General features: G+C 71.5%; 21 protein-coding genes and 1 pseudogene. 7 read left to right on the plus strand and 15 right to left on the minus strand.

Annotated features, from left to right (window positions below; genetic code table 11):
* Positions 1 to 31: 31 nt before the first annotated feature.
* Entirely contained in the window at positions 32 to 1,111 is a 1,080-nt protein-coding gene (dapE, locus tag GTY58_RS16385) for a succinyl-diaminopimelate desuccinylase (RefSeq protein WP_010984555.1), read from the minus strand.
* 97 nt (positions 1,112 to 1,208) lie between these two features.
* Between dapE and GTY58_RS16390 the strand changes: the two genes are divergently transcribed.
* Together GTY58_RS16390 and GTY58_RS16395 are read left to right on the plus strand one after the other, a co-directional pair.
* Positions 1,209 to 2,174: a heavy metal transporter gene (locus tag GTY58_RS16390; RefSeq protein WP_171033188.1), complete on the plus strand. Its 966-nt coding sequence runs from the start codon at positions 1,209 to 1,211 to the stop codon at positions 2,172 to 2,174.
* A 340-nt stretch (positions 2,175 to 2,514) separates the two neighbouring features.
* Complete coding sequence (locus GTY58_RS16395) at positions 2,515 to 2,964, plus strand: hypothetical protein (protein ID WP_010984557.1); 450 nt, start codon at positions 2,515 to 2,517, stop codon at positions 2,962 to 2,964.
* Positions 2,965 to 3,029: 65 nt separating this feature from the next.
* On the opposite strand, the gene GTY58_RS16400 is transcribed toward GTY58_RS16395, so the two are convergent.
* Positions 3,030 to 4,124 (minus strand): bifunctional succinyldiaminopimelate transaminase/glutamate-prephenate aminotransferase, encoded by a 1,095-nt coding sequence (locus tag GTY58_RS16400; RefSeq protein WP_010984558.1) that lies wholly within the window; start codon positions 4,122 to 4,124, stop codon positions 3,030 to 3,032.
* A gap of 228 nt (positions 4,125 to 4,352) precedes the next feature.
* Positions 4,353 to 4,673, minus strand: coding sequence for a ferredoxin (gene fdxA, locus GTY58_RS16405; RefSeq protein WP_010984559.1), 321 nt, complete (start codon positions 4,671 to 4,673; stop codon positions 4,353 to 4,355).
* A gap of 140 nt (positions 4,674 to 4,813) precedes the next feature.
* Between fdxA and GTY58_RS16410 the strand changes: the two are divergent.
* Together GTY58_RS16410 and GTY58_RS16415 are read left to right on the plus strand one after the other, a co-directional pair.
* Positions 4,814 to 5,797 (plus strand): annotated as a pseudogene (locus GTY58_RS16410) (GNAT family N-acetyltransferase); the annotation flags it as partial.
* Between the two features lie 407 nt (positions 5,798 to 6,204).
* Positions 6,205 to 7,056, plus strand: a complete 852-nt coding sequence (locus GTY58_RS16415) for a transglutaminase-like domain-containing protein (RefSeq protein WP_037645038.1) — start codon at positions 6,205 to 6,207, stop codon at positions 7,054 to 7,056.
* A gap of 18 nt (positions 7,057 to 7,074) precedes the next feature.
* Here the strand turns inward: GTY58_RS16415 and GTY58_RS16420 are convergent, their stop codons facing one another.
* The 9 genes from GTY58_RS16420 to GTY58_RS16460 all read right to left on the minus strand — a co-directional run bounded on the left by GTY58_RS16420 (position 7,075) and on the right by GTY58_RS16460 (position 16,369).
* Positions 7,075 to 7,689, minus strand: coding sequence for a response regulator transcription factor (locus GTY58_RS16420; protein WP_010984562.1), 615 nt, complete (start codon positions 7,687 to 7,689; stop codon positions 7,075 to 7,077).
* Between the two features lie 10 nt (positions 7,690 to 7,699).
* Positions 7,700 to 8,902: a histidine kinase gene (locus tag GTY58_RS16425; protein WP_037645035.1), complete on the minus strand. Its 1,203-nt coding sequence runs from the start codon at positions 8,900 to 8,902 to the stop codon at positions 7,700 to 7,702.
* Positions 8,903 to 8,907: 5 nt separating this feature from the next.
* Positions 8,908 to 9,666: an ABC transporter permease gene (locus tag GTY58_RS16430; protein WP_010984564.1), complete on the minus strand. Its 759-nt coding sequence runs from the start codon at positions 9,664 to 9,666 to the stop codon at positions 8,908 to 8,910.
* Positions 9,663 to 10,586, minus strand: a complete 924-nt coding sequence (locus GTY58_RS16435; protein WP_171033186.1) for an ABC transporter ATP-binding protein — start codon at positions 10,584 to 10,586, stop codon at positions 9,663 to 9,665. The genes GTY58_RS16430 and GTY58_RS16435 overlap by 4 nt, the downstream gene beginning before the upstream one ends.
* Before the next feature lie 286 nt (positions 10,587 to 10,872).
* Positions 10,873 to 13,152: a membrane protein gene (locus GTY58_RS16440; protein ID WP_010984566.1), complete on the minus strand. Its 2,280-nt coding sequence runs from the start codon at positions 13,150 to 13,152 to the stop codon at positions 10,873 to 10,875.
* A gap of 165 nt (positions 13,153 to 13,317) precedes the next feature.
* Positions 13,318 to 13,737 (minus strand): DUF6113 family protein, encoded by a 420-nt coding sequence (locus tag GTY58_RS16445; protein ID WP_010984567.1) that lies wholly within the window; start codon positions 13,735 to 13,737, stop codon positions 13,318 to 13,320.
* Positions 13,737 to 14,621 (minus strand): N-acetyl-1-D-myo-inositol-2-amino-2-deoxy-alpha-D-glucopyranoside deacetylase, encoded by an 885-nt coding sequence (mshB, locus tag GTY58_RS16450; protein WP_010984568.1) that lies wholly within the window; start codon positions 14,619 to 14,621, stop codon positions 13,737 to 13,739. Before mshB ends, GTY58_RS16445 begins: the two co-directional genes overlap by 1 nt.
* 159 nt (positions 14,622 to 14,780) lie before the next feature.
* Complete coding sequence (locus GTY58_RS16455) at positions 14,781 to 15,677, minus strand: DNA-binding protein (protein WP_010984569.1); 897 nt, start codon at positions 15,675 to 15,677, stop codon at positions 14,781 to 14,783.
* A gap of 197 nt (positions 15,678 to 15,874) precedes the next feature.
* Complete coding sequence (locus GTY58_RS16460) at positions 15,875 to 16,369, minus strand: ATP-binding protein (RefSeq protein ID WP_010984570.1); 495 nt, start codon at positions 16,367 to 16,369, stop codon at positions 15,875 to 15,877.
* A 121-nt stretch (positions 16,370 to 16,490) separates the two neighbouring features.
* Between GTY58_RS16460 and GTY58_RS16465 the strand changes: the two genes are divergently transcribed.
* Positions 16,491 to 17,369: a helix-turn-helix transcriptional regulator gene (locus GTY58_RS16465; protein WP_037645030.1), complete on the plus strand. Its 879-nt coding sequence runs from the start codon at positions 16,491 to 16,493 to the stop codon at positions 17,367 to 17,369.
* Positions 17,366 to 17,578 carry a DUF397 domain-containing protein gene (locus GTY58_RS16470; RefSeq protein WP_010984572.1) on the plus strand — a complete coding sequence of 71 codons (213 nt, stop codon included), beginning with the start codon at positions 17,366 to 17,368 and terminating at the stop codon, positions 17,576 to 17,578. Before GTY58_RS16465 ends, GTY58_RS16470 begins: the two co-directional genes overlap by 4 nt.
* 110 nt (positions 17,579 to 17,688) lie before the next feature.
* Here the strand turns inward: GTY58_RS16470 and GTY58_RS16475 are convergent, their stop codons facing one another.
* Positions 17,689 to 17,883 carry a hypothetical protein gene (locus GTY58_RS16475; protein ID WP_010984573.1) on the minus strand — a complete coding sequence of 65 codons (195 nt, stop codon included), beginning with the start codon at positions 17,881 to 17,883 and terminating at the stop codon, positions 17,689 to 17,691.
* Positions 17,884 to 18,070: 187 nt separating this feature from the next.
* Between GTY58_RS16475 and GTY58_RS16480 the strand changes: the two genes are divergently transcribed.
* Positions 18,071 to 20,203, plus strand: a complete 2,133-nt coding sequence (locus GTY58_RS16480; protein ID WP_010984574.1) for a prolyl oligopeptidase family serine peptidase — start codon at positions 18,071 to 18,073, stop codon at positions 20,201 to 20,203.
* A gap of 149 nt (positions 20,204 to 20,352) precedes the next feature.
* Here the strand turns inward: GTY58_RS16480 and GTY58_RS16485 are convergent, their stop codons facing one another.
* Together GTY58_RS16485 and GTY58_RS16490 are read right to left on the minus strand one after the other, a co-directional pair.
* Positions 20,353 to 21,438 carry a dipeptide ABC transporter ATP-binding protein gene (locus GTY58_RS16485; RefSeq protein WP_010984575.1) on the minus strand — a complete coding sequence of 362 codons (1,086 nt, stop codon included), beginning with the start codon at positions 21,436 to 21,438 and terminating at the stop codon, positions 20,353 to 20,355.
* Positions 21,431 to 22,414 carry an ABC transporter ATP-binding protein gene (locus tag GTY58_RS16490; protein ID WP_010984576.1) on the minus strand — a complete coding sequence of 328 codons (984 nt, stop codon included), beginning with the start codon at positions 22,412 to 22,414 and terminating at the stop codon, positions 21,431 to 21,433. Before GTY58_RS16490 ends, GTY58_RS16485 begins: the two co-directional genes overlap by 8 nt.

The raw sequence follows: 22,414 nt of genomic DNA on the forward strand, positions 1-22,414 counted from the left end.
CCGCCGTGAACCACCCCGGCGGCCGCGCCGGTCAGGACGTCAGCCAGGCCCGCAGCCGCTCCTCGGCCTGAGGGATCACGGCCGCCTCGACCCGCTCGTCCACCTTGTGGGCCAGCAGTTGGGCGCCGGGACCGTAGTTCACCGCGGGCACGCCGAGCGCGCTGAAGCGGGCGACGTCCGTCCAGCCGAACTTGGGGCGGGCCTCGCCGCCGACGGCCGCCATGAAGGCCGCGGCCGCCGGGTGGGTCAGGCCGGGGCGGGCCCCGCCCGTGTGGTCGTCGACGATGAACTCCGTCACGCCGCAGTCCGCGAAGTACGCGCGTACGAAGGCCTCCGCCTCCTCTTCGGTGCGGTCCGGCGCGTAGCGGAAGTTGACGACGACCGTGCAGGCGTCGGGGATGACGTTGTTGGCCACGCCTCCCTCGATGCGGACGGCGTTGAGGCCCTCGTGGAACTGGAGGCCGTCCACCACCGGCCGGCGCGGCTCGTACGCGGCGAGCCTGGCCAGGATCGGGGCCGCGGCGTGGATCGCGTTCGAGCCCATCCACGCGCGCGCGGAGTGCGCCCGCTCCCCCTCGGTCCTGAGGAACATCCTGAGCGTGCCCTGGCAGCCGCCCTCCACCTGACCGTCCGTGGGCTCCAGGAGGACCGCGAAGTCACCGGCCAGCCACTCGGGGTGAGCCTCGGCCACATGCTTGAGGCCGTTCAGATGTGCCGCCACCTCTTCGTTGTCGTAGAAGACGAAGGTGAGATCGCGGTTGGGGTCGGGGACGGTCGCCGCGATACGGAGCTGCACCGCCACACCCGACTTCATGTCACAGGTGCCGCAGCCCCACAGCACGCCGTTCTCGTCGAGGCGGGAGGGGACGTTGTCCGCGATCGGGACCGTGTCGATGTGGCCGGCCAGGATCACGCGCTCGGCGCGGCCGAGGTTCGTACGGGCCACGACGTTGTTGCCGTACCGGTCGACCGTGAGGTGCGGCAGGGCACGCAGCGCCGCCTCGATGGCGTCCGCGAGCGGCTTCTCGCTGCCGCTCTCCGAGGGGAAGTCGACGAGCCGGGCGGTGAGCTCGGCGGCGTCCAGCGTGAGGTCAAGCGGGGTATCGGCCATACCGCCGACCCTAGCGCCCCGGTCCGCGGCGGGGCCGCCCCACGAGTTGTCCACAACCTCACAGAGCTCCGACAGTCGACTCCAGTACCTTGTACGCGTGTCAGAGCCGACCCCCACTCCCGCTCGGCGCGGCCGCCGCCTCCTCCTGCGCATGGGAGCGGCCACCGCAGTCCTGCTCGCGCTCGCGTGTTACCTCGTCGTGCAGTACGTCACCGGCGGCCCGGGCGCGACGAGCTGCAAGGTCGTCTCGGACGAGCGCGACGGCGCGTCGTACGAGTTCACCCCGGAGCAGGCGGTGAACGCGGCGACGATCTCGGCGGTCGGCGCCACGCGCGGCATGCCGGAGCGCGCCGTCACGATCGCCCTCGCGACCGCGCTCCAGGAGTCGGGGCTGCGCAACATCCGGCATGGCGACCGGGACTCGCTGGGACTGTTCCAGCAGCGGCCCTCGCAGGGCTGGGGCACCAAGAAACAGATCATGGATCCGACGTACGCGGCGGGTGTGTTCTACGAGCACCTGGCCAAGGTGAGCGACTACACACAGCTGCGGCTCACGGTGGCCGCGCAGCGCGTGCAGCGCAGCGGTTACCCGGAGGCGTACGCGAAGCACGAGCCGGACGCCACGCTGCTCGCCGCCGCCCTGACCGGGCACTCGGCGGCCACGCTGACCTGCGAGGGCCGCCCGGCGCCGGCCCGGACGGGCGGCACGGACGCGGTGCGGGCCGCGCTCGTACGGGACTTCGGACGCGATGTGCTGCAGTCGGCCGGCGCGGAGGTGAGCACCGGGACGCCGTCGCCCTCGCCGTCCCCGAAGGCCACGGCGGCCCCCGGCGCCGTCACCGTCCCGGTGCCGAGGAGGACGGCCGCCGAGGGCAGTACCCGGCAGCGCGGCTGGGCGCTGGCGCACTGGGCCGTGGCCAACGCGTCCGCGCTGCACATCGCCCACGTCTCCTATGCGGGCCGCGAGTGGTCGCGTGGCGGTTACGCGAACGAATGGCGTACGGCCGGGGATTCCGGAGCGAAGACGTCCACCGCCGAAGTCCGGATAGTCGCCGGGCAGTAGTACGGGTGCTCACCCTTTGGAGCTAGTCCGGCCGGGTGCCGACGCGGCCGTGCACGGGATGTCGCACGCCCTTAACCGTCCGCCAAATCCCTTGGGCGCAAAGAGCTGTAAGGATTCGGCAGACCTGCCGACCGGGCACCCTTTGCCCGCTTTTATCCACAGCCGATAATGCGACGCATTACCAACTCTTTACCTCGGGTCACCGCAACCTTCGCGGGCTTCGAGCGGTAGTCACTGCGTCCGAGCCCGGACGATCAACTGCCGGATCGGCCGACAGCCAGTCGGTCAACTGCCGGGCGCGGTAGGACACTTCACTGTTCTCTCCCGTCTAAGGAGCATCATGTCCCTCCCCCTGACCCGCCGGATCGCCCGTGCCGCGCTGCTCGTCGCAGCGGGAGCGGCAGCCGGGGTCGGTGCGGCCGGCTCCGCCAGCGCGGCTCCCGAACTGCCGACGGCCCCCAACCTCGGCGGCCTGACCGCATTGGACGGCGCGCACGCCGCCGACACCGTCGACGGTGCGGCTCAGAATGTCACCGGGCTCGCGGGCAGCACCGGCAGCAAGGCGGTCAAGAAGGCGGTCCCGGCCGTGGGCAAGACCGGTGGGAAGGTCGCCAGGACGGCGACGCCGGCCGCCCAGAAGGTGGCCGGGGACGCGGCGGGCCAGGCCGGCGGCCTGCTCGGCGACACCGCGAAGACGGCGTCCGGTGGCGGTCTGCCGACGGACGCGGTCACCAAGGGCGGTCTGCCGACCCAGCAGCTGCCGCTGAAGGGCGGCCTGCCGCTCGGCTGACGCCGGATCCGAACGGCGACGGGGTCCAGGGAGTTCCCTGGACCCCGTCGCCGTGTGCGGGCCCGCTACGCCAGGCGCCGTACCGCCGCCGCCACCCGCTCGTCGGTCGCCGTCAGGGCCACCCGTACGAACTGCTCGCCCGCCGAGCCGTAGAAGTCGCCGGGGGCCACCAGAATGCCCAGGTCGGCCAGGTGCGCCACCGTGTCCCAGCAGGACTCGCCCCGCGTGGCCCACAGGTACAGGCTCGCCTCGCTGTGTTCGATGCGGAAGCCGTGGGACAGGAGCGCGTCGCGCAGGGCCGTGCGCCGGGCCGCGTAGCGCTCGCGCTGTTCGCGGACGTGGGCGTCGTCGCCCAGCGCGGCGACCACGGCCGCCTGCGTCGGCGCCGACGTCATCATGCCGCCGTGCTTGCGGATCTGGAGCAGCGGGCCGAGGACCGCGGGATCACCGGCGAGGAACGCGGCGCGGTAGCCCGCCAGGTTCGACCGCTTCGACAGCGAGTGGACGGAGACGATCCCCTCGTACGAGCCGCCGCACACGTCCGGGTGCAGCACGGAGACCGGGTCGGCCTCCCAGCCCAGCTCGAGGTAGCACTCGTCGGAGAAAACGAGGATGCCGTGCTCACGGGCCCAGGCGACGATCCGGGTGAGTTCCGCCTTCGAGAGGACCTTGCCGGTCGGGTTCGAGGGCGAGTTGAGCCAGAGGAGCTTCAGGCCGGTCGGGTCCAGCTCCGTCGGGTCGTCGTAGACCACGTGGTCCGCGCGGGCGAGGCGGGCGCCGACCTCGTAGGTCGGGTACGCAAGGCGCGGGTGGGCGACCTTGTCCCCGGGGCCCAGGCCCAGCTGGGTCGGGAGCCAGGCGACGAGTTCCTTGGAACCGACGATCGGAAGCACGTGGTGGTGGGTGACGCCGCGCGCGCCCAGCCGGCGCTCCACCCAGCCCGTGAGGGCGTCCCGCAGCTCGGGCGTGCCCCAGACGGTCGGATAGCCCGGGGAGTCGGCCGCGGCCACCAGCGCCTTCTGGATCAGCTCGGGCACCGGGTCGACCGGCGTGCCGACGGACAGGTCGACGATGCCGTCCGGGTGGGCCGCGGCCCTCGCCTTGTACGGCTCCAGCTTGTCCCAGGGAAAGGTCGGAAGGCGGTCGGAGACTGCGGACACGGGGATCGGACTCACTTTCTCGTACTCGTCGCACTGCTCGTACGCGCTCGCACGGGCCGCTCCCGTACGTCTCGTACAGGCGTTCCCATACATGCTCGTACGGGCGTTCTCATACGTGCTCGTACGGGCGCTCCCGTCCGTGCTCGTAGCTCGTACGGGCGCCAAACGCCTCGGTCCCGTGCGGCAGGGGCGCCGAACGGGACCGAGACGGCACGGATGTGCGGGGACTTACTGGTTCATCGGGGGCAGCGCCGCGATGAAGGGGTGGTCGCGCTCGATCAGCCCCAGCTTGCTGGCACCACCGGGCGAGCCGAGCTCGTCGAAGAACTCGACGTTCGCCTTGTAGTAGTCCTTCCACTCTTCGGGAGTGTCGTCCTCGTAGAAGATCGCCTCGACCGGGCACACCGGCTCACAGGCTCCACAGTCGACGCATTCGTCCGGGTGGATGTACAAGGACCGGGAGCCCTCGTAGATGCAGTCGACCGGGCACTCCTCGATGCACGCCTTGTCCTTGACGTCGACACAAGGCTCTGCGATGACGTAGGTCACGCTGTCGTTCCTCCTCGGTAGGGCGCTGGCGGGCCTCCTCAGGCTCCGCCGCCTGGCGCGCGGGAGCGCGGCGTCGTCGATGCCCGCACCTAGTATCTCCGTTCCTGGGCATGATCCATACAGGAGGGGTGAACTGACCTGTGGAAATCTCTGCGGGCGGACAGCTCGAAGTCCGTATCACCACTGCTGACGTGGGAAAACGCGTCTCCGTGCGGCGGTGGAACGAAGATGTCGCGGGGGGTGAGAAGTTCACCGACACGGTCGGAGTTCTCACATCATGGGACAACGGAGTGTTGCTGATCACACGGCGGGGCGGCGAAAGCGTCCGGATAGCGGAGTCCTCGCTGGTCGCGGGCAAGGTCGTACCGGCCGCACCGGCGCGTCGGCGGGGTCCCGCGGCCTCGTACGAGGAGCTGGCGCGGATCGCCGCGCGGGCCTGGCAGCCGGTGGAGCGCGAACGGCTCGGCGACTGGCAGCTGCGGGCGTCCGCCGGCTTCACCCGCCGGGCCAACTCCGTCCTGCCCGTCGGCGAGCCGGGACTGCCGCTGGACGAGGCGCTGACCGTCGTACGGGACTGGTACGCGGGCCGTGAGCTGCCGGCGTACATCCAGACCGCGACCGGGGCCGAGGGCACGCAGGAGCTGCTGTGCGCGGAGCTGGAGGCGCGCGGATGGACGCGTGAGGTGACGGCCGAGCTGTGGATCGGCGCGCTGGCGCCGCTGGCCGACCGGGAGGTGTCCGCCGAGGTGGTGCTGTCCCGCGAGGCGGACGAGGCGTGGCTGAGCCGCTACCAGCGCAAGGGGCTGAACGAGGTCGCGCTGAAGGTGCTGGGCAGCGGGCCCTCCGTCTGGTTCGCGACGGTGCCGGGGGCCGCGGGCCGCGCTCCGGCCGCGATCGGGCGGTGCGTGGTGGACGGGCGCTGGGCGGGTTTCGCGGCGGTCGAGGTGGACCCCGCGCAGCGGCGCCGTGGGCTGGCCACCGCGGTGATGACGGCCCTGGCCCGCCGGGCTCTGGAGGAGGGCGCCTCGGCGGCCTGGCTCCAGGTGGAGACGGACAACGCGGCGGCGCGGGCGTTGTACGCGGGGATGGGATTCGCGACGCATCACGCGTATCACCACTATCGGTGGGCGTCTGAGAGCGATGTGCGGGGCGAGCTCGGGGGCCGGGAGCGTGGTGCGCCGGGTGAGGCCGGTGTGTCGGGTGAGGCTGGTGTGCCAGATGAGGCTGGTGCGCCCAGTGAGGCCGGTGCGCCGAGTGAGAGTGGTGCGCCGAGTGAGGCCGGTGCGCCGAGTGAGAGCAGTACGGCTGGTGAGAGCGGTGCGCTGGGCGGGAGCAGTGCGCCTCGCGGGATCAGTACGCCGGATGTGAGCAGTGCGGCTGGTGAGAGCGGTGACGAGGTGTGTGGCGGTTCGGGGGCCGGGTCGGTCGGCGGGCCGGGCAGTGGTCCGCCTGGCGCATCGGGCGGCGGCTCGGGCGATGCTGTGGACGGCGTCGGAACGTATCGATCGGTATGAACGGGCACGAGGCTGCTATGCGTCCCCCACACCCCCCGGAACCGGAGCGGGCCGCCGAGCTGCGGCGGCGGTTCGCCGATGAGGCACGGTCCGAGCGGCCCGATCTGTCGGCGTTGTGTCTGCTCGTGGGCGCGGCGGCGGACGGGGCGCTGGACGAGGCCGGGATCGACGCGGCACAGATCGACCTCGACCGGCTCGCCGGACAGGTGCCGTTCCGGCCCGGCGGGCCGCGGCCTTGGGCCCTCGCGCTCGCCGAGCTGCTCGGCGGGCGCTGCGGGTTCCGCGGTACGCCCGCGGACTACCAGCGGCTGGAGTCCTCCCTGCTGCACGAGGTGCTGCGGCGCCGGCGCGGCCTGCCCATCCTGCTGTCGGTGGTCTGGATGGAGGTCGCCAGGAGAGCGGGCGCACCCGTGTACGGGGTCGCGCTGCCGGGGCACTTCGTCGTCGGATTCGGGCCCCCCGAGCAGCAGGTGCTGGCCGACCCCTTCGACGGCGGCCGGGTGCTGACCGGCGGCGACGCCGAACTGCTCGTCGCGGGTGCCACGGGCGCCCCGCTCGACCCGTCGATGCTCACGCCGGCCGACCCGCTCGACGTCGTGCTGCGCATCCTCAACAACATCCGCGCGTGGGCGGCCGCACGCCCCGAACGCTCGGACGTCGCGCTCTGGGCCGTCGACCTCTCCCTGCTGCTCCCCTCCCACCCCGCCCGCCTGCGCTACGACCGCGCCCAACTGCTCGTCGAGCGGGGGGACTTCCTGACCGGAGCCATGGAGCTGGACGCCTACGCGGAGGTGGTCGAGGCCGTCGACGGGAGCGCCGCCGACCGGATCCGTCACCAGGCCCGCGCGGCGCGCTCGATGCTCAACTGAGCGCCCTTCGTGGGGTTTCTACAACCAGCCCTTGTCCCGCGCCGTCCGTACCGCCTCTGTCCGGTTGCGGACCGCCAGTTTCTGTATGGCGGTGGACAGGTAGTTGCGGACCGTGCCCTGGGACAGGTGCAGGGCCGTGGCCAGCTCCGCGTTCGTCGCGCCGTCGGCCGCCGCGCGCAGCACCTCGCGCTCGCGGTCGGTCAGCGGATTGGCGCCCCCGGCGAGCGCGGCGGCCGCCAGCGTGGGGTCGATGACCCGCTCCCCGGCCAGCACCTTGCGTACCGCCTCGGCGAGTTGGGCCGCCGGCGCGTCCTTCACCAGGAACGCGTCGGCGCCGGCCTCCATCGCGCTGCGCAGATAGCCGGGGCGGCCGAACGTGGTGAGGACGACCAGTTTCACCGCGGGCAGCTCCCGGTTCACCTGCGCCGCCGCCTCGATCCCCGTGGCACCCGGCATCTCGATGTCCAGGAGTGCCACGTCCACGGCGTGCTCGCGCGCCGCCGCCAGCACCTCGTCGCCGCGCGCGACTTGGGCGACGACCTCGATGTCGGGTTCGAGGCCGAGCAGGGCGGCCAGCGCCTCGCGGACCATCGACTGGTCCTCGGCGAGCAGGACCTTGATCGTGCGGCTCATGCCCCGGATCCTACGGGGTCCCCGCCGTGCCCACGGGCCCCCGGGCGGATGCCATCGGTACCCGCGCGACCAGCCGGAACCCGCGTCGCACGCGGCCGGCGTCCAGCGATCCGCCGGCCTTCTCCAGGCGTTCGGTCAGTCCCGTAAGGCCGTTGCCGGGGGTGCTGCCGGAGCCGCCCGAACCGTCGTCCTCCACGGACAGTTCGAGCACCGGACCGTCCAGCGTCTGACGGTGGACGAGCTCCACCACGCAGCGCCGGGCCCCGCTGTGCCGTACGACGTTGGTGACCGCCTCGCGCAGCGCCCAGGCCAGCGCGGACTCGCTCTCCTCGGGGACGCCGTCGAGGTCCGGTTCAGCCGGCAGGTCGGCGGTGACGCCCGCCGCGGTCAACGCGACCTGCATGCCCGCGAGCTCCCCGGCCAGCCGGGGCCGCCGGTAGCCGGTGACGGCCTCGCGGACGTCGACGAGGGCCTGGCGGCTGACCTGTTCGATGTCGGCGACCTGCTGGGCCGCCTTCTCGGGGTGGTCGGGGAGCATCCGCCCGGCCAGCTCGCTCTTGAGCGTGATCAGGGAGAGCGAGTGACCCAGCAGGTCGTGCAGGTCCCTGGCCAGCCGCAGCCGTTCCTCGTTCGCGGCGAGCTGGGCGACGGTCGCCCGCGCCTTGCGCAACTCCACCGTCGTACGGACCAGTTGCCGTACGCCGGTCATCGCGAAGCCGATGAGGACGACGAGGAGGACGAGGTTGCGCGCGTCCTGCTCACCGCCGTGGAGGCCGACGAGCAGCATCGCGACGGCGGTCAGGGGGATCGTCCAGTACGCCACCCGCAGCGGGAACGTCGTCCCGCAGGCCACGGAGACGTACACGAAGAGGCCCAGCCAGGACGGGCCGAGGGACAGGCACAGCACGACGGCGAGCACGCCGAGGGCGACGACGAGGGCGGCGACGGCCGGGCCGTTCAACGCCCTGCCCATGTTCCGGAAGACCAGCGTCAGATAGATCCCGACGAAGGCCGCGAGGCCGAGCCAGCCGGCCGCGGTGGCGGCGGGCGTGTGGTGGCCGGAGGCCAGGTCGTGGACCGGTGAGCTGAGGAACACCAGCCAGATGACGATCCACATCGCCTTGCGCAGCGCCTCGCGCACGTTGCGCGGTGACTGCCCCGTGCGCACCAGCCATCCCGCCCGGAGGTCGTCGGGCTGCGGGTCTTCCGTCATGGCACTCACGCCTTCAGCGTGTCCTTCCGGTACAGCCACGCCGCTCCGCCCGCGAACAGGACGAAGGAGACGGCGAGGATGGCGATGTCCTTGGCTTGCGGGGCGTTGCCCAGCTCTATGGCCTGTCCGAGGGCAGCGTACGCGTGCGTGGGGAGCCACTTCGCGATGGACTGGAGCCAGTCGGGGAAGGTCGTCGTCGGCATCCACAGGCCGCCGAGCATCGACAGCCCGAAGTAGACGATCATCGTGATCGGGCGGACCGCGTCCCCGGTCGCCAGATAGCCGATGGCGACCCCGAGGGCGGCGAAGACGAGGCTGCCGACCCAGATCGTGCCGGTGAGCGCGAGCCACTGCCAGGCGTCCAGACGGACGTTCTTCACGGCCGCCGCGACCACGAAGACGATCAGGATCGACGGCAGGCTGATCACTGCGGCACTGGCGGTCTTCGCGAGGACATAGCCCCGGCCGGGGAGCGTGGTCAGCCTCAGCTGCCGCACCCAGCCGCTCTCGCGCTCCTTGGCGATGCGCTCGCTGTTGCCCATCAGGACAGCGGTCAGGGCGCCGAAGGACGCCATCGAGACCATGAAGAAGGTCGGGAGGCTGAGGCCCGTGCCCTCCACCTTCGTCGTGCTGTCGGCGCTGCCCGCGATCAGTAGGAACAGGGCCGAGGGGTAGATCACCGAGAAGAACAGGAACTTGCGGTTGCGCAGGGCGCGGACGATCTCCAGTTTGATGAGACCCCACGAAGCGAAGATGTTCGTCACTTGGACTTCGACTCCTCGGCGGCGGTGATGGCGACGAAGGCCTGCTCGAGCCCGAGCCCGGCGACTTCGAGGTTGCGGGGGAAGACCCCGAGCCCGTACAGCGCGTGCACGGTCGCGTCGGCGTCGGTCGACTGGATGCGGATCGTGTGACCCGATATGTCGACGGAGGTCAGGAAGGGCAGGGCACGCAGCGGGGCCTCGTCGATCGGGCCCTCCAGGTCGAAGGAGACCCGGCGGGCGCCGGCCTTCGCCTTGATCTCGGCGGCGGTGCCGTCGGCCAGCAGCCGGCCCCGGTGCAGGACCAGGACGCGGTCCGCGATGGCGTCGGCCTCTTCCAGGTAGTGCGTCGCGAACAGGACCGTACGGCCCTGGTCGGCCTGTTCGCGCATGGTGGCCCAGAAGGCGTGGCGGGTGGTGACGTCCATGCCGGTGGTCGGTTCGTCGAGGACGATCAGGTCGGTGTCCCCGGCCGTGGCGAGCGCGAAGCGGACGCGCTGTTCCTGGCCGCCGGAGAGCTTGTTGACCTTGCGATCCGCGATCTGCGAGACACCGGCGCGGGCAAGCACGTCGGTGACGCGGAACGGCTTGGGGTGCAGGTCGCAGGCGAGCTTCACCAGCTCGCCGACGGTGACCTCGTCCATCAGCCCGCCGCTTTGCAGCATGGCGCCGACGCGCCCGGCGACGATGGCCTCGCGCGGGCTGCCGCCGAAGAGCCGGACCGTGCCGCTGTCCGCGTGCTTGAGCCCGAGGAGGAGGTCCAGCGTGGTCGACTTGCCCGCGCCGTTGGGCCCCAGGAGGGCCACCGTCTCGCCCGGGTGCAGGGCGAGTGTCAGCCCGTCCACGGCCCGGACGTCGCCGTACGTCTTCGTCACCTGGTCGAACGCGACCACCGAGCCGGTGGTCACCGCAGTCGTTGTCATGTGACCCATCGTGGCCGGGCAGGGGGTGTCCCGGGCAGTGCCACCTGTCGTCGGTCCGGGATGACAGATGTCATGGGCGGCACGGTGACACGGCTGCCGCGCACCGGGCGCCGGATACGAGCAAGAGGCACCCGGCCGTCGCCGAATGCGGACGGTACGACGAAGGGGCACCCTGCCGTCGCCGGATGCCCCGGGTACGACGAAGGGGCACCCTGCCGTCGCCGGATGCCCCGGGTACGACGAAGGGGCACCCGGTCGTCGCCGGATGCCCCTGGTCGCGTACGGACTAGCTCGGGTCCGTGTCGATGACCGCGGTCCGCGCGGCGCCGTTCGTGGTGAGCAGGGCCGGACGCAGCGCGCTGATCACGTCCTCCACCGTCACCGCCGTCTTCTTGCCGGTGCCGCGGGTGACGAGGACGCCGTCGAACGTGTTGCCGTAGAGGCTCTTCAGCGCCGCCCTGTCGTACGCCTCGACGAGCTTGCCGTTCACGGCCTTCACGCCGAGGAACTTCCACAGGGAGTTCTGCGGGCTGAACGCGATCGCGTGGGCGGCGTCCGTCTGCACCGTCACGTTGGCGGACATCGCCGGCTTCGCGAACTTCTTCATCATCCGGTCGACCTCGGCGTTCGAGACCGTCGGCTGTTTGGTGGTCGTGGGCACCTTCACGGGCGTGCTGGTGTCGCTCTCCACCTGTGTGCGGTACGCCTGTTCGACGGCCTTCGTGGCCTGGGCGACGTCGATGCCCTTGCCCGCCTTGCCGTACACGGCGACGGCCTTGCCGGACGTGAACTTGATGGTGCCGTCGCTCGCCGAGCCGGCGCCGCCCGCGGCGCGCTCCAGGGCGGCCTGCAGCTTCTCCTCGTCGACGGGCATCACGGGCTCGATGACACGCTGCTGTCCGAAGAGCGAGCCGATCACCGACACCGGGTTGTAGTCGCTGTTCGCGGCGGCGCTGACGGTGGCCTTGCTGTCCAGCTGGAGGCCCGCCTGGTCCGGCTTGAGGGAGACGGTGTCGCCGTCGACCGACAGCTTGAGCGCCTTGCCCGTACGGCCCCCCAGGGCGTCGTCGAGCTTCTTGACGGCCTCGTCGCGGGTGCCGCCGCCGATGTCGACGCCGAGCACGGTGGTGCCCTTCGGCACGTCCGAGTGGTTCATCAGCAGCCCGGCGCCGTAGACGACACCGCCGATGAAGACCACGCCGACGCCCAGCAGGACCAGCTTGCTGCGGCCCTTCTTCTTGGCCGGCTTCGAGGAGGTGGCCGTCTTCGGCTCGGACGGAGCGGGCAGCTTCGGCGGGGTGTGCGGCACCGGTCCGTCGGTGTGCGCGCCCGGTCCGAACGGCGAGTTCTGGCCGCCGGACGGCACCACGGGGATGCCGCTGGTCACGGTGTGCCCGGAGACGTTGTCGCCGGGGCCGCCGTAGCCGGGCATATCCGGGTCGGGCGCAAAGCGCTGCGGGGTGAGGATCGCGGTGTCGTCGCTGAGACCGCCGCTACGGCCGGGGCCGCCAGGGGCTCCGGGGGTGCTCGGGGCGCCGGGTCCGACGGGGCCGCGGGGCCCGGTGCCGGGAGCGGTGAGGCCGGGGCCGCCCGGGCTCGACATCCCCGGGGCGCCGAGACCGGGGCCGCCGGGTCCCCTGGGCGGCACGGCCGGGCCGTCGCCGGTGACGGGACCGCCGGTCGGGCCGGAGGGGCCGCGCCGGTCGTTCTCGGAGAAGTACGGCAGGTTGTCGCGGCGCGGTTCCGCGCCGTTGTCGGAGCCGACAACGGGGAGGGGGAAGGAGCCCGTGGTGGCCGCGACCGCCTCGGACACGTCGAAGGAGCCGGTGCCGCCGCCGTGGCCGGGCGCGACGGGTCCGGCACCGGTGGCACCGGGCAGCCCGGCACCGTTCGTACCGCCCTGGCCGCCCTGGCCGCCCGGGACAGGCCCGTTCGGGCGGGCACCCAGAGGTCCGGAACCACCCGCACCGCCGGGGCGCGGTCCTGACGCACCCGGACGCGGACCGCCGGCTCCCGGACCGCCCGCAGCACCCGGCCGCGGACCGCCGCCGCCCGGCGCTCCCTGGCCGGGCGCGCCCTGCGCACCCGAACCCGTGGGGAGACCGGCGCCGTTGGTCGACCCGCCGCCCGGCTGCCCCTTGGGGGCACCGGACTTGCGCGGCGCGAACCAGTCGCTGGTCTTCTCCTCGGCCGGCGCGGCAGGCCCGGCGGGCGCGGCCGGCCCGGGCGGCGCGGAGGCCTCGGCGGGAACGTCGTAGGTGCTGATCGCGCTCACGGGGCCCGGCGCCGGGGCCTCGGCGGCCGGGGCGTCCTCGGCGGCCTCGGCGTCCACGACGGGCGTGCGCATGACGACCGGCGGGATGGGCCGCGATCCGGGGATGTTGATCCGGATCCGGGTCGTCAGCGTGGTCTCGGTCTTGCGTTCGTCGGACTTTGCGGCCGGACGGCCCGCATCGACACCGTCTTCGGAAGCCATGGGGGTCCCGTACGGCGGCGTCCCGGACGGGTACGCGGCTCCGCCGCGGCCGTTGGGTCCGGCGGACGAACTGTCAGTTTCACGACTCAAGGCAGGTTCTCCCGGTTGGCTCCGCCGCCCGTGTACTCGACTCGACCTCATCTCGGGCGGCTCGGCGGCGCGCACCACCATACTGGCCATATCCGGCCCGCAAACCTCGGCCGTCGAGGAAACCCCCACGGGACCGACACGCGGCGGATACGGCGAAGTGGTACGTCATTTGCCAAGTCGGACGCGGTCGCCGCCCGGTTGCCGCCCTTGAGCAAGGGTGGCGCACATCACAGCCACGGCCATGCCGCCGAGCAGGAAGAGATAGGAGACGACTCCCGCGCCGAACAGGAAGTCCCCTTCCGGACGGCTGGCGGTGAGCAGCACGACGGCGACCATCCATCCGGCGGCGGGCGCGACGGCCCCCGCGCGGGACCCGATCACGTAGGACCCGCCCAGATGGAGCCCGGCCGCGCCGGCCAGCGCGAGCAGCAACCCGCCGGGGAACCAGGCGGCTTGCACCAGTGCCCCGGCCAGGCCGACCAGTACGCCGAGCAGGAAGAGGCCCAGGTAGGCGGCTGCCCGGCCGGCCGAGGGCAACGTCACCGGTTGCGCGAGCGCGCTCTGCTGTCTGCCCGTCGTACTCATCACGGGGCCACCCCTTCGAACAGGTCCGTCTCGCGCGGTGAGCCGCGCTCGCCGCGCACCAACTCGTAGTACTCCGTGGTGAAGAGCGGCTGCGCGAGTTCGTTGGAGAGCGCGAACCACGGCCCGTCGACCTCGACCTGTGTGGCGTGCGCCCGCATCGCGGCGGCCTTGGCGGCGGCGAAGGGCGTGCCGTCGATCTCCGTGGTGATCACCGATTCGTCGACCACGCCGGGTACGTCGTCGACCGCCGCGGACTTGGCGAAACGGGTCCCGGGAAGAGCGAGGCGCAGCCGCGCGAACCCCTCCTCGGCCACCGGCCGGGGCACCCGGTTCCAGTAGACCTTGGCGATCTCCCAGGGCGTGCCAAGCTCCGGACGGAAGGCGGGGTCCGCTGCCAGCTCGGCGGCACGCACGGCGACGCGGTGGGCCTGGATGTGGTCCGGGTGGCCGTAGCCGCCGTCCGGGTCGTAGGTGACGAGGACCTGGGGGCGTACCTCGCGTACGACGGCCACCAGGTGCCCGGCGGCCTCGTCGAGGTCGGCGGCCCAGAAGGCGCCCGCGCGGTGGTTCTGCTCGCCGCCCATCATCCCGGAGTCGCGGTAGCGGCCGGGGCCGCCGAGGAACCGGTGGTCGGTGACCCCGAGTTCCTTCATGGCGGCGGCCAGCTCGCCGACGCGGTACGGGCCCAGCGCGTCGTCCCGGTCGGGCGTGAGGTGGGCGAGAGCTGGCGGGATGACCTCGCCCTCCTCGCCGAGGGTGCAGGTCACCAGCGTCACCTGGGCGCCCTCGGCCGCATACCTGGCCATGGTCGCGCCGTTGTTGATCGACTCGTCGTCCGGGTGCGCGTGCACCAGGAGCAGACGCCGGTCGGGCAGATCCTTCATGGACCCACCCTACGAGGGGTCTCCCCCTCACTTGCCTCGCGGCCTGCTGTCATCTCGTCGTCGAGCACGTGATCGGCCCGAGTGCTCATGGTGTCCTCCCGTGAGTGCCCCGGTCGGCGTATCGGTGGCGGAGCGGGACACGGGTGCGGGAGCTCCGCATCAGGCGGCCGTCCGGAGATCGGATCGGCAGTCCCGGCAGAGACCGGGGTCAGGGGCGCGGAAGGCGCGGTCGCAGCCGTCACAGGTCTGGAGCGGGCTCCGGACGGCCGGGGGCGGAGGTGCAGGCACGCCGAACGGGGGCGGGGGTGGCAGATGGGCGGCGAGGCGGTGGGCGAGGAGGGCGGCCGGGCGCCGCGGTCCTTCGGGGGGCAGGTCGCTGGTGAGTGCGTGCCGTACGGCGCCGGGGCTCACGTCGCGCTCCAGCCACGCGGCGACGCCGGGGACGAGGTGGGCCGTGTCGCAGGCGGACAGGAGCAGGCGGGGGTCGTGGCGGCGGAGGCCTGCGAGGAGGGCCGTGGCGGCCTGGAGGAGGGCGGGGGCCGGCTGGGCGGGGTGCGGTACGGCGGGGAGGGGCTTGGGTGCGCGCTTCTCGCGCCTCTCTGGGGCCGCCACCGGCCGGGCGGGGGCGGAGCAGACGGGCTCGCCCTCGCTACGACGTCCCGGCTGGTTGCAGGAGATCGTGCGGGTGACGATGCGGCCGCCGGGGATGCGTTGACGTTCGCGGCGCAGGTAGCCGTGGGCCTCCAGCTCGCGCAGAGCTGCGGCGATACGGGTCACGCCTTCGGGGAAGCGGGCGGCGAGGGTCTTGATGTCGACACGGGCGCCTGCGGGGAGGGACTGGATGTAGACGGCCAGCCCGATGGCGAGGCCCGACAGCTCCGGGTGCTGGGCCAGGTGGTTGCCGATCACCGTGAAGCGGGTGGTGTGGCGGGCGTTGTCGTGAGTGAGGCCGCCGTGGCCGGAGTCTCCGGTGCGGGAGTGCCGCCGGTTCGGGTGTTTGTCGGCGGGAGGCCGGGACTGGGCGTGCGGGGGCACGCTAAGGTCTCGCGTATCCATCAGGAAGCCCTAACTTCCTCGGTGGTCAGGCCCTCGCACTGGGATTGGCGTCCCGGCGGGGGCCGTCGCATGTCTGCGGTTGTTGCGCTGAGCGTAGGACAGGCAACCAGCTTGGAATCCAGCCGAGTTGGTGACGTTCACTCGGGCGGGTGACTGTGTGCCGCGGGCGGGAGGGGTGGGGCTTGGTGGGGGTTCTTTCACCCTTGTAGTTCTTTGGGAAGAGCGCCCCTGGCACCGGAGCACGTGCGGGCGGGGTCCGGTGCCAGGGGTACGAGGTTCAGTTCCGCCCAGACCGTCTTGCGCGGGCACGGTCCCTGAGCGACGCCCCATCGATCGGCGAACGCCTCGACGAGGACGAGGCCTCGGCCCGACTCGGCGTCGGAGGTGGGGTCTTGGGGGCGGGGCAGGAGGTCGCCGCAGGTGTCGGTCACCTCGATACGCAGGGTGTCACCGACGACGTAGAGGGTGAGCCTGAAGTCCCGGCCAGGGACACGGCTGTGCGTGGCCGCGTTGGCAGCCAGTTCGGCGACGAGTTGGCGTGCCGGGTCCAACGGGAGTTCCCAAGAGCGGAGCTGCTCGGTGGCGAGCAGGCGGGCGAGGCGGGCTCCGCGTGGCGTGGGTGACAGTTGCACGCTGAAGTTGCGGATGGGGTGGTCGAGTCGGGCCTCGGGAGCGGCTGTTTTCTGGATCACGTCACTCAGAGTGGCCGTCCGCGCCTACCGTGAACAGTGATGGAGCCGTTGCGTACGGTGACTGTCCGGTTGTTGTCCGGTCGTGTCGGGGCTGTCGGTTCGGGTGACGGAGGGGTGCGGGATGACGCAGGTGAACGGCAAGGCGGTCCAGCTCAAGGAGGAGGCGGACGAGCCGGGTTGGGAGGTGGACCCGGACGACGAGTGGGGCGTCGCCGTCGTGGAGACGGTGGGACGGCAGCTGAAGCTGCGGCGGGAGGCCCTGGGGATGCGCGCCGCCGACTTCGGGACGGCGGTCGGTTACGGCGAGGACATGGTCTACAAGATCGAGAGCGGGAAGCGGATTCCCCGGCCGGAGTTCCTGGACAGGGCGGACGAGCTGTTGGGGGCGGGTGGGTTGCTCTCGGCAATGAAGGAGGACGTGAAGAAGGTCCGGTACCCGAAGAACGTCCGCGAGATCGCCAAGTTGGAGGCGCAGGCGGTCGAGCTCGGGGTGTATGTCGGGCTCAGCCTGCACGGGTTGTTGCAGACGCCCGAGCATGCGCGGGCACTGTTCGAGGTCTGGCAGCCTGCCTACTCACCGGAGGAGGCGGAGCGGCGCATGGCCGCCCGAATGGCCCGGAAAGCGATCTTCGAGCGGTCGCCTGCCCCCGCCCTTAGCTTCGTTCAGGAAGAGGCAACGTTGCGTCGGCCGGTCGGAGGCACAATGGTGTGGCGTCAGCAGCTCGAACATCTGCTGGAGGTAGGGCAGTTGCGCAACGTCACACTTCAGGTGATGCCGACGAACTCCGAGGCCCACCCCGGACTGAGCGGAAGGATCGAGGTGCTGAAGTTCTCGGACGGCACAGCAGTGGGCCGTTCCGATGGCGCGTACAACGGCCGACCGATCTCAGATCCGAAACAGCTTCGGATCCTTGAGCTGCGGTATGGCACCATCCGGGCCCAGGCACTCCCGCCTCGGGAGTCGCTGGCCTTCATCGAGCAACTGCTGGGAGAAACATGATCCACAACGGTTCCGCCGGAGATACATCCGAGCTGGCGTGGTTCAAGAGCAGCTACAGCGACGGCCCCGACGGCGACTCCTGCGTCGAGATCGCCACCACCCCCGGCACCATCCACGTCCGCGACTCCAAGCACGCCGACAGCAGCCCCCGTCTCGCGCTCTCACCCAAGGCCTGGGCCGCCTTCGTGCCGTACGCATCCGAAGGCTGAAGAACCCGACCCGTAGATGGCTCATGGAGCCGGGCGCTACGGAGGGCCGGAACAGGACGGACAGGAGCGGGCTCCGCACGCTTGCCTCTCGGAGCCCACGTCCCGCGCGATCAGAACTTGATGCTCCCGATCATGCCCGCGATGTTCGTCGTCAGCTCGTTGATGGTCGGGGCGACGGTCGAGGACGCGAGATAGAACCCGAACAGAACGCACACGATCGCGTGTGGTGCCTTCAACCCTGACTTCTTGATCAGGATGAAGACGATGATCGCCAGCAGCACCACCGCCGAAATCGAGAGTGCCACGGCGGCTCACCTCCAAAGATCCCAGGGACATGGGGTCGGACATGGGGGTCGAACTTGGGGTTCGGTAAATCCGTACAGCAGCCAGCAGGTTGATACCCACCCACCGCTAGTGATCATAACTATCCGTACGCGCGCATCGATCGGCGCACAGCCGCACAAGGGGGCGCATGGCCAATATGGTCAGGGCATGACGACCGAGCCTCTCTCCTTCCCACGCCGGCAGGCGCGCACCCAGCGGTTCACGCTCGGCGCGCCACGCGCGTTCACCGTGGCCCCCGACGGTTCCCGAGTGGTGTTCCTGCGTTCCGGGTCCGGCACGGACCGGGCGCAAAAGCTGTGGGTCCTCGATCTGCCGGACGGTCGGGAGCGCCTGGCGGCCGACCCGGGCGCACTGCTCGGGGGCGCCTCCGAGCGCCTGTCGCCGCAGGAGCGGGCGCGCCGCGAACGCAGTCGCGAGGGCGGCGCCGGGATCGTCGCCTACGCCACCGACACGGCGCTGGAGTTGGCCTCTTTCGCGTTGTCAGGGCGGCTTTTCACGGCCGAACTGCGGGCCGGCACGGCACGTGAACTCCGGGTCCCGGGACCGGTGATCGACCCGCGCCCCGCCCCCGACGGACGGCACATCGCGTACGTCGCCGGGGGCGCCCTGCGGGTCGTCGGCGCCGAGGGCGAGGGCGACCGGGCGCTCGCGGAGCCGGAGCCCGCGGCGGACGCGGCGACGGTTTCCTATGGACTCGCCGAGTTCATCGCGGCCGAGGAGATGGGCCGTTCGCGGGGTTTCTGGTGGTCCCCGGACTCCGACCGGCTGCTCGTCGCACGGGTCGACGACGCGCCCGTACGCCGCTGGTGGATCTCGGATCCGGCGCACCCCGAGCGGGAGCCGCAGCGGGTCGCCTACCCGGCGGCGGGCACCGACAACGCGGACGTACGACTGTTCGTCATCGGTCTCGACGGGGTGCGCACCGAGGTCGTCTGGGACCGGGCGCGGTACCCCTATCTGGCGCATGTGCACTGGTCAGAGGCGGGTGCGCCGCTCATTCTGGTGCAGGCCCGGGACCAGCTGAGCCAGCTGTTCCTGGCCGTGGACCCGGACAGCGGGACGACGCGGATGGTGCACGCCGACGAAGATCGACAATGGCTTGATCTTTTCCCCGGTGTGCCGTGCTGGAGCCCCGCCGGACAGCTCGTACGGATCGCCGACGAGGGCGGTGCGCGGGTCCTCGCGGTGGGTGAACGGCCGCTGACAGGACCGCAGTTGCATGTACGGGCGGTGCTCGACGTGACGGCCGACGACGTGCTGGTCGCGGCGTCGGCCGGCGAGGCCGCCCCCTCCCCCGAGATCGGCGAGGTCCATGTGTACCGCGTCAACGAGCTCGGCGTGGAGCGGGTCTCGCAGGAGCCCGGCGTGCACTCCGCGGTGCGCGCCGGGGGCGTGACCGTGCTCGTCTCGGCGGTGCCGGCCCAGCCGGGCACTCAGGTGCAGGTGCTGCGCGAGGGCAAGCGGGCGGCGACCGTGCCCTCGTATGCCGAACATCCTGGTTTGCCCCCGCGCGTGACGCTCACACGAGGGGGCGCACGGAAAATCCCATGCGCCGTGCTTATGCCATCGGACTACCCCGGTGACACGCCCCTACCGGTCCTCATGGACCCCTACGGCGGCCCGCACGGGCAGCGGGTGCTGGCCGCGCACAATCCGCACCTCACCTCGCAGTGGTTCGCCGACCAGGGCTTCGCGGTGGTCGTCGCGGACGGCCGGGGCACTCCGGGCCGCTCCCCGGCCTGGGAGAAGGCGGTCAAGGACGACCTGGCGGCCATCACCCTCCAGGACCAGGTCGACGCGCTGCACGCGCTGGCCGGCGACTTCCCGCTCGACCTCTCCCGCGTCGGCATCCGCGGCTGGTCCTACGGCGGCTATCTGGCGGCGCTCGCGGTGCTGCGCCGTCCGGACGTCTTCCACGCGGGCGTGGTGGGCGCCCCGGTCACCGATCTGCGGCTGTACGACACCCACTACCAGGAGCGCTATCTGGGGCACCCGGTGCGGCAGCCGGAGGTCTACCGGCGGAACTCGGTGATCGACGACGCGGGCCTGGTGGACGCGGCCGAGCCGCACCGACCGATGATGATCATCCACGGTCTGGCGGACGACAATGTGGTGGTCGCACACTCCCTGCGGCTGTCCTCGGCGCTGCTCGCCGCCGGCCGCCCGCACGAGGTGCTGCCGCTGTCCGGGGTGACGCACATGACCCCGCAGGAGACGGTCGCCGAGAACCTGCTGCTGCTCCAGCTGGACTTCCTGAAGCGCTCGCTGGGCGTGGCCTGAGCGTGCGACCGGCCGGGGCGACATGGCGCGCCCCGGCCGGTCTACGGCACCCGCACGGCCGTACGCTGTTCAGCCTGACGCGTCCGTATATCGGTATCGGGTCAGTCAAGTTGCCTGCGTGTTAACGAGATTCGCGGTTGTTTGCGGGGTTATGCCCCCTGTTCCGGATCTTGTTCCGGATCTTGTTCCGGCGGCACCACCCGCCCCGGCGCGGAGTGCCTCATGGGGACGGTCTCCGCGAAGTGACAGGCCGAGTCGTGGGCGGCCGGTCCTGAGGTGAACCGGAACACCGCGGGCACCGCGAGGAGCGGCACCTCGAGGGCGCAGCGCTCCTGCGCCTTCCAGCAGCGGGTGCGAAAGCGGCAGCCGGAGGGGATGTTCGTCGGGGACGGGACATCGCCGACGAGGATGATCCGCTCCCGGTGCTCGCGCGCCTCGGGGTCCGGCACGGGCACGGCGGACAGCAGGGCCTGGGTGTAGGGATGCGTCGGATGGTCGTAGATCTCGGCGTCCTTGCCGGTCTCCACGATCCGCCCCAGATACATGACCCCGACCCGGTCGGAGATGTGCCGCACGATCGACAGGTCGTGCGCGATGAAGACGTAGCTCAGCCGGAACTCGTCCTGGAGCTTGGCGAGCAGGTTGATCACCTGGGCCTGCACGGAGACGTCGAGCGCGGAGACCGGCTCGTCCGCGACGATGATCTCGGGGCGCAGCGCCAGCCCGCGGGCGATGCCGATGCGTTGCCGCTGGCCGCCGGAGAACTGGTGCGGATACCGGTTGATGTACTCGGGGTTGAGCCCGACCACGTCCAGCAGGTCCTGCACCCGCCGGCGCCGGTCCCCCTTGGGAGCCACCTCGGGATGGATCTCGTACGGCTCTCCGATGATGTCGCCCACGGTCATCCGGGGGTTGAGGGAGGTGTACGGGTCCTGGAAGACCATCTGGATGTTGCGCCGTACGGCCTTCAGGGCCTTGCCGGAGAGTCTGGTGACGTCCTCGCCCTTGTACTTGATCGACCCCTCGGTCGGCTTCTCCAGGCTGACCAGCATCTTGGCGACCGTCGACTTGCCGCAGCCGGACTCGCCGACGATGCCGAGGGTCTCGCCGTGCCCGAGGGCGAAGTCGACCCCGTCGACCGCCTTGACGGCACCGACCTGTTTCCTGAAGAGGATGCCCCGGGTGAGCGGGTAGTGCTTGACGAGCCCGCTGACCTCCAGAATCGGCTCAGCCATGCAGGCACTCCCGCCAGAAGTGACAGGCGCTTCCCCGAGCCGCGCCCCCGTCGTCCACCTCGTACAGCGGCGGCACGTCGGTTCGGCACACGTCCTGGGCCATCGGGCAGCGGGGGTTGAAGGCGCAGCCCGGCGGGATGTTCATGAGGTTCGGCGGCAGGCCCTTGATGGCGTAGAGCTCCTTGCCCTTGCGGTCCAGGCGCGGGATGGATTCGAGCAGGCCCTTGGTGTACGGGTGCGCGGGCGCCTTGTAGATCTCGTGCACCGGCGCCGACTCCACGATCCGGCCCGCGTACATCACGGCGATGCGGTCGGCGACGTCCGCGACGACGCCGAGGTCGTGGGTGATGAGGATCAGCCCCATGTTCAGCTCGCGCCGCAGCTCGGCCAGCAGATCCATCACCTGGGCCTGCACGGTGACGTCGAGGGCGGTGGTCGGCTCGTCGGCGATGATCAGCGCCGGTTCCAGCGCGAGCGCCATGGCGATCATGATGCGCTGGCGCATGCCGCCGGAGAACTGGTGCGGATAGTCGCGTACGCGCTCGGCGGCGGCCGGAATGCGGACGCGGTCCATGAGTTCGACCGCCTTGGCCCGCGCGTCCTTCTTCGACATGCCCCGGTGCACGACGAACATCTCGCCGAGCTGGTCGCCCACGCTCAGCACGGGGTTGAGCGAGGAGAGCGCGTCCTGGAAGATCATCGCCATCTCGGCGCCGCGGATCCTCCGCCGCTCCTCCTCCTTCAGCTTGAGCAGGTCCCGGCCCTGGAAGAGGATCTCCCCGCCGGTGATCCTGCCGGGCGGCGTGTCGAGGATGCCCATCACGGCCTGCGCGGTCACCGACTTGCCGGAGCCGGATTCGCCGAGCACGGCGAGGGTCTCGCCGGCGTCCACGCCGTAGTCGACCCCGTTGACGGCCTGGGCGACCCCGTCCCTGGTCCGGAACTCCACCCGCAGGTCGCGTACGTCGAGCAGCAT

Origin of the sequence: Streptomyces sp. SID5469 (genome assembly GCF_009862865.1) — a bacterium.
Lineage (GTDB): Bacteria > Actinomycetota > Actinomycetes > Streptomycetales > Streptomycetaceae > Streptomyces > Streptomyces avermitilis.

Bases quoted from the DNA above. Each gene is read 5' to 3' on its own strand.
- GTY58_RS16395 (WP_010984557.1), top strand. From the start codon at position 2,515: ATGTCCCTCCCCCTGACCCGCCGGATCGCCCGTGCCGCGCTGCTCGTC.
- GTY58_RS16455 (WP_010984569.1), bottom strand. From the start codon at position 15,677: ATGGATACGCGAGACCTTAGCGTGCCCCCGCACGCCCAGTCCCGGCCT.
- GTY58_RS16445 (WP_010984567.1), bottom strand. From the start codon at position 13,737: ATGAGTACGACGGGCAGACAGCAGAGCGCGCTCGCGCAACCGGTGACG.
- mshB (WP_010984568.1), bottom strand. From the start codon at position 14,621: ATGAAGGATCTGCCCGACCGGCGTCTGCTCCTGGTGCACGCGCACCCG.
- GTY58_RS16485 (WP_010984575.1), bottom strand. From the start codon at position 21,438: ATGGCTGAGCCGATTCTGGAGGTCAGCGGGCTCGTCAAGCACTACCCG.
- GTY58_RS16470 (WP_010984572.1), top strand. From the start codon at position 17,366: ATGATCCACAACGGTTCCGCCGGAGATACATCCGAGCTGGCGTGGTTC.
- GTY58_RS16425 (WP_037645035.1), bottom strand. From the start codon at position 8,902: ATGACGGAAGACCCGCAGCCCGACGACCTCCGGGCGGGATGGCTGGTG.
- dapE (WP_010984555.1), bottom strand. From the start codon at position 1,111: ATGGCCGATACCCCGCTTGACCTCACGCTGGACGCCGCCGAGCTCACC.
- GTY58_RS16420 (WP_010984562.1), bottom strand. From the start codon at position 7,689: ATGAGCCGCACGATCAAGGTCCTGCTCGCCGAGGACCAGTCGATGGTC.
- GTY58_RS16490 (WP_010984576.1), bottom strand. From the start codon at position 22,414: ATGCTGCTCGACGTACGCGACCTGCGGGTGGAGTTCCGGACCAGGGAC.
- GTY58_RS16480 (WP_010984574.1), top strand. From the start codon at position 18,071: ATGACGACCGAGCCTCTCTCCTTCCCACGCCGGCAGGCGCGCACCCAG.
- GTY58_RS16465 (WP_037645030.1), top strand. From the start codon at position 16,491: ATGACGCAGGTGAACGGCAAGGCGGTCCAGCTCAAGGAGGAGGCGGAC.
- GTY58_RS16435 (WP_171033186.1), bottom strand. From the start codon at position 10,586: ATGACAACGACTGCGGTGACCACCGGCTCGGTGGTCGCGTTCGACCAG.
- GTY58_RS16415 (WP_037645038.1), top strand. From the start codon at position 6,205: ATGCGTCCCCCACACCCCCCGGAACCGGAGCGGGCCGCCGAGCTGCGG.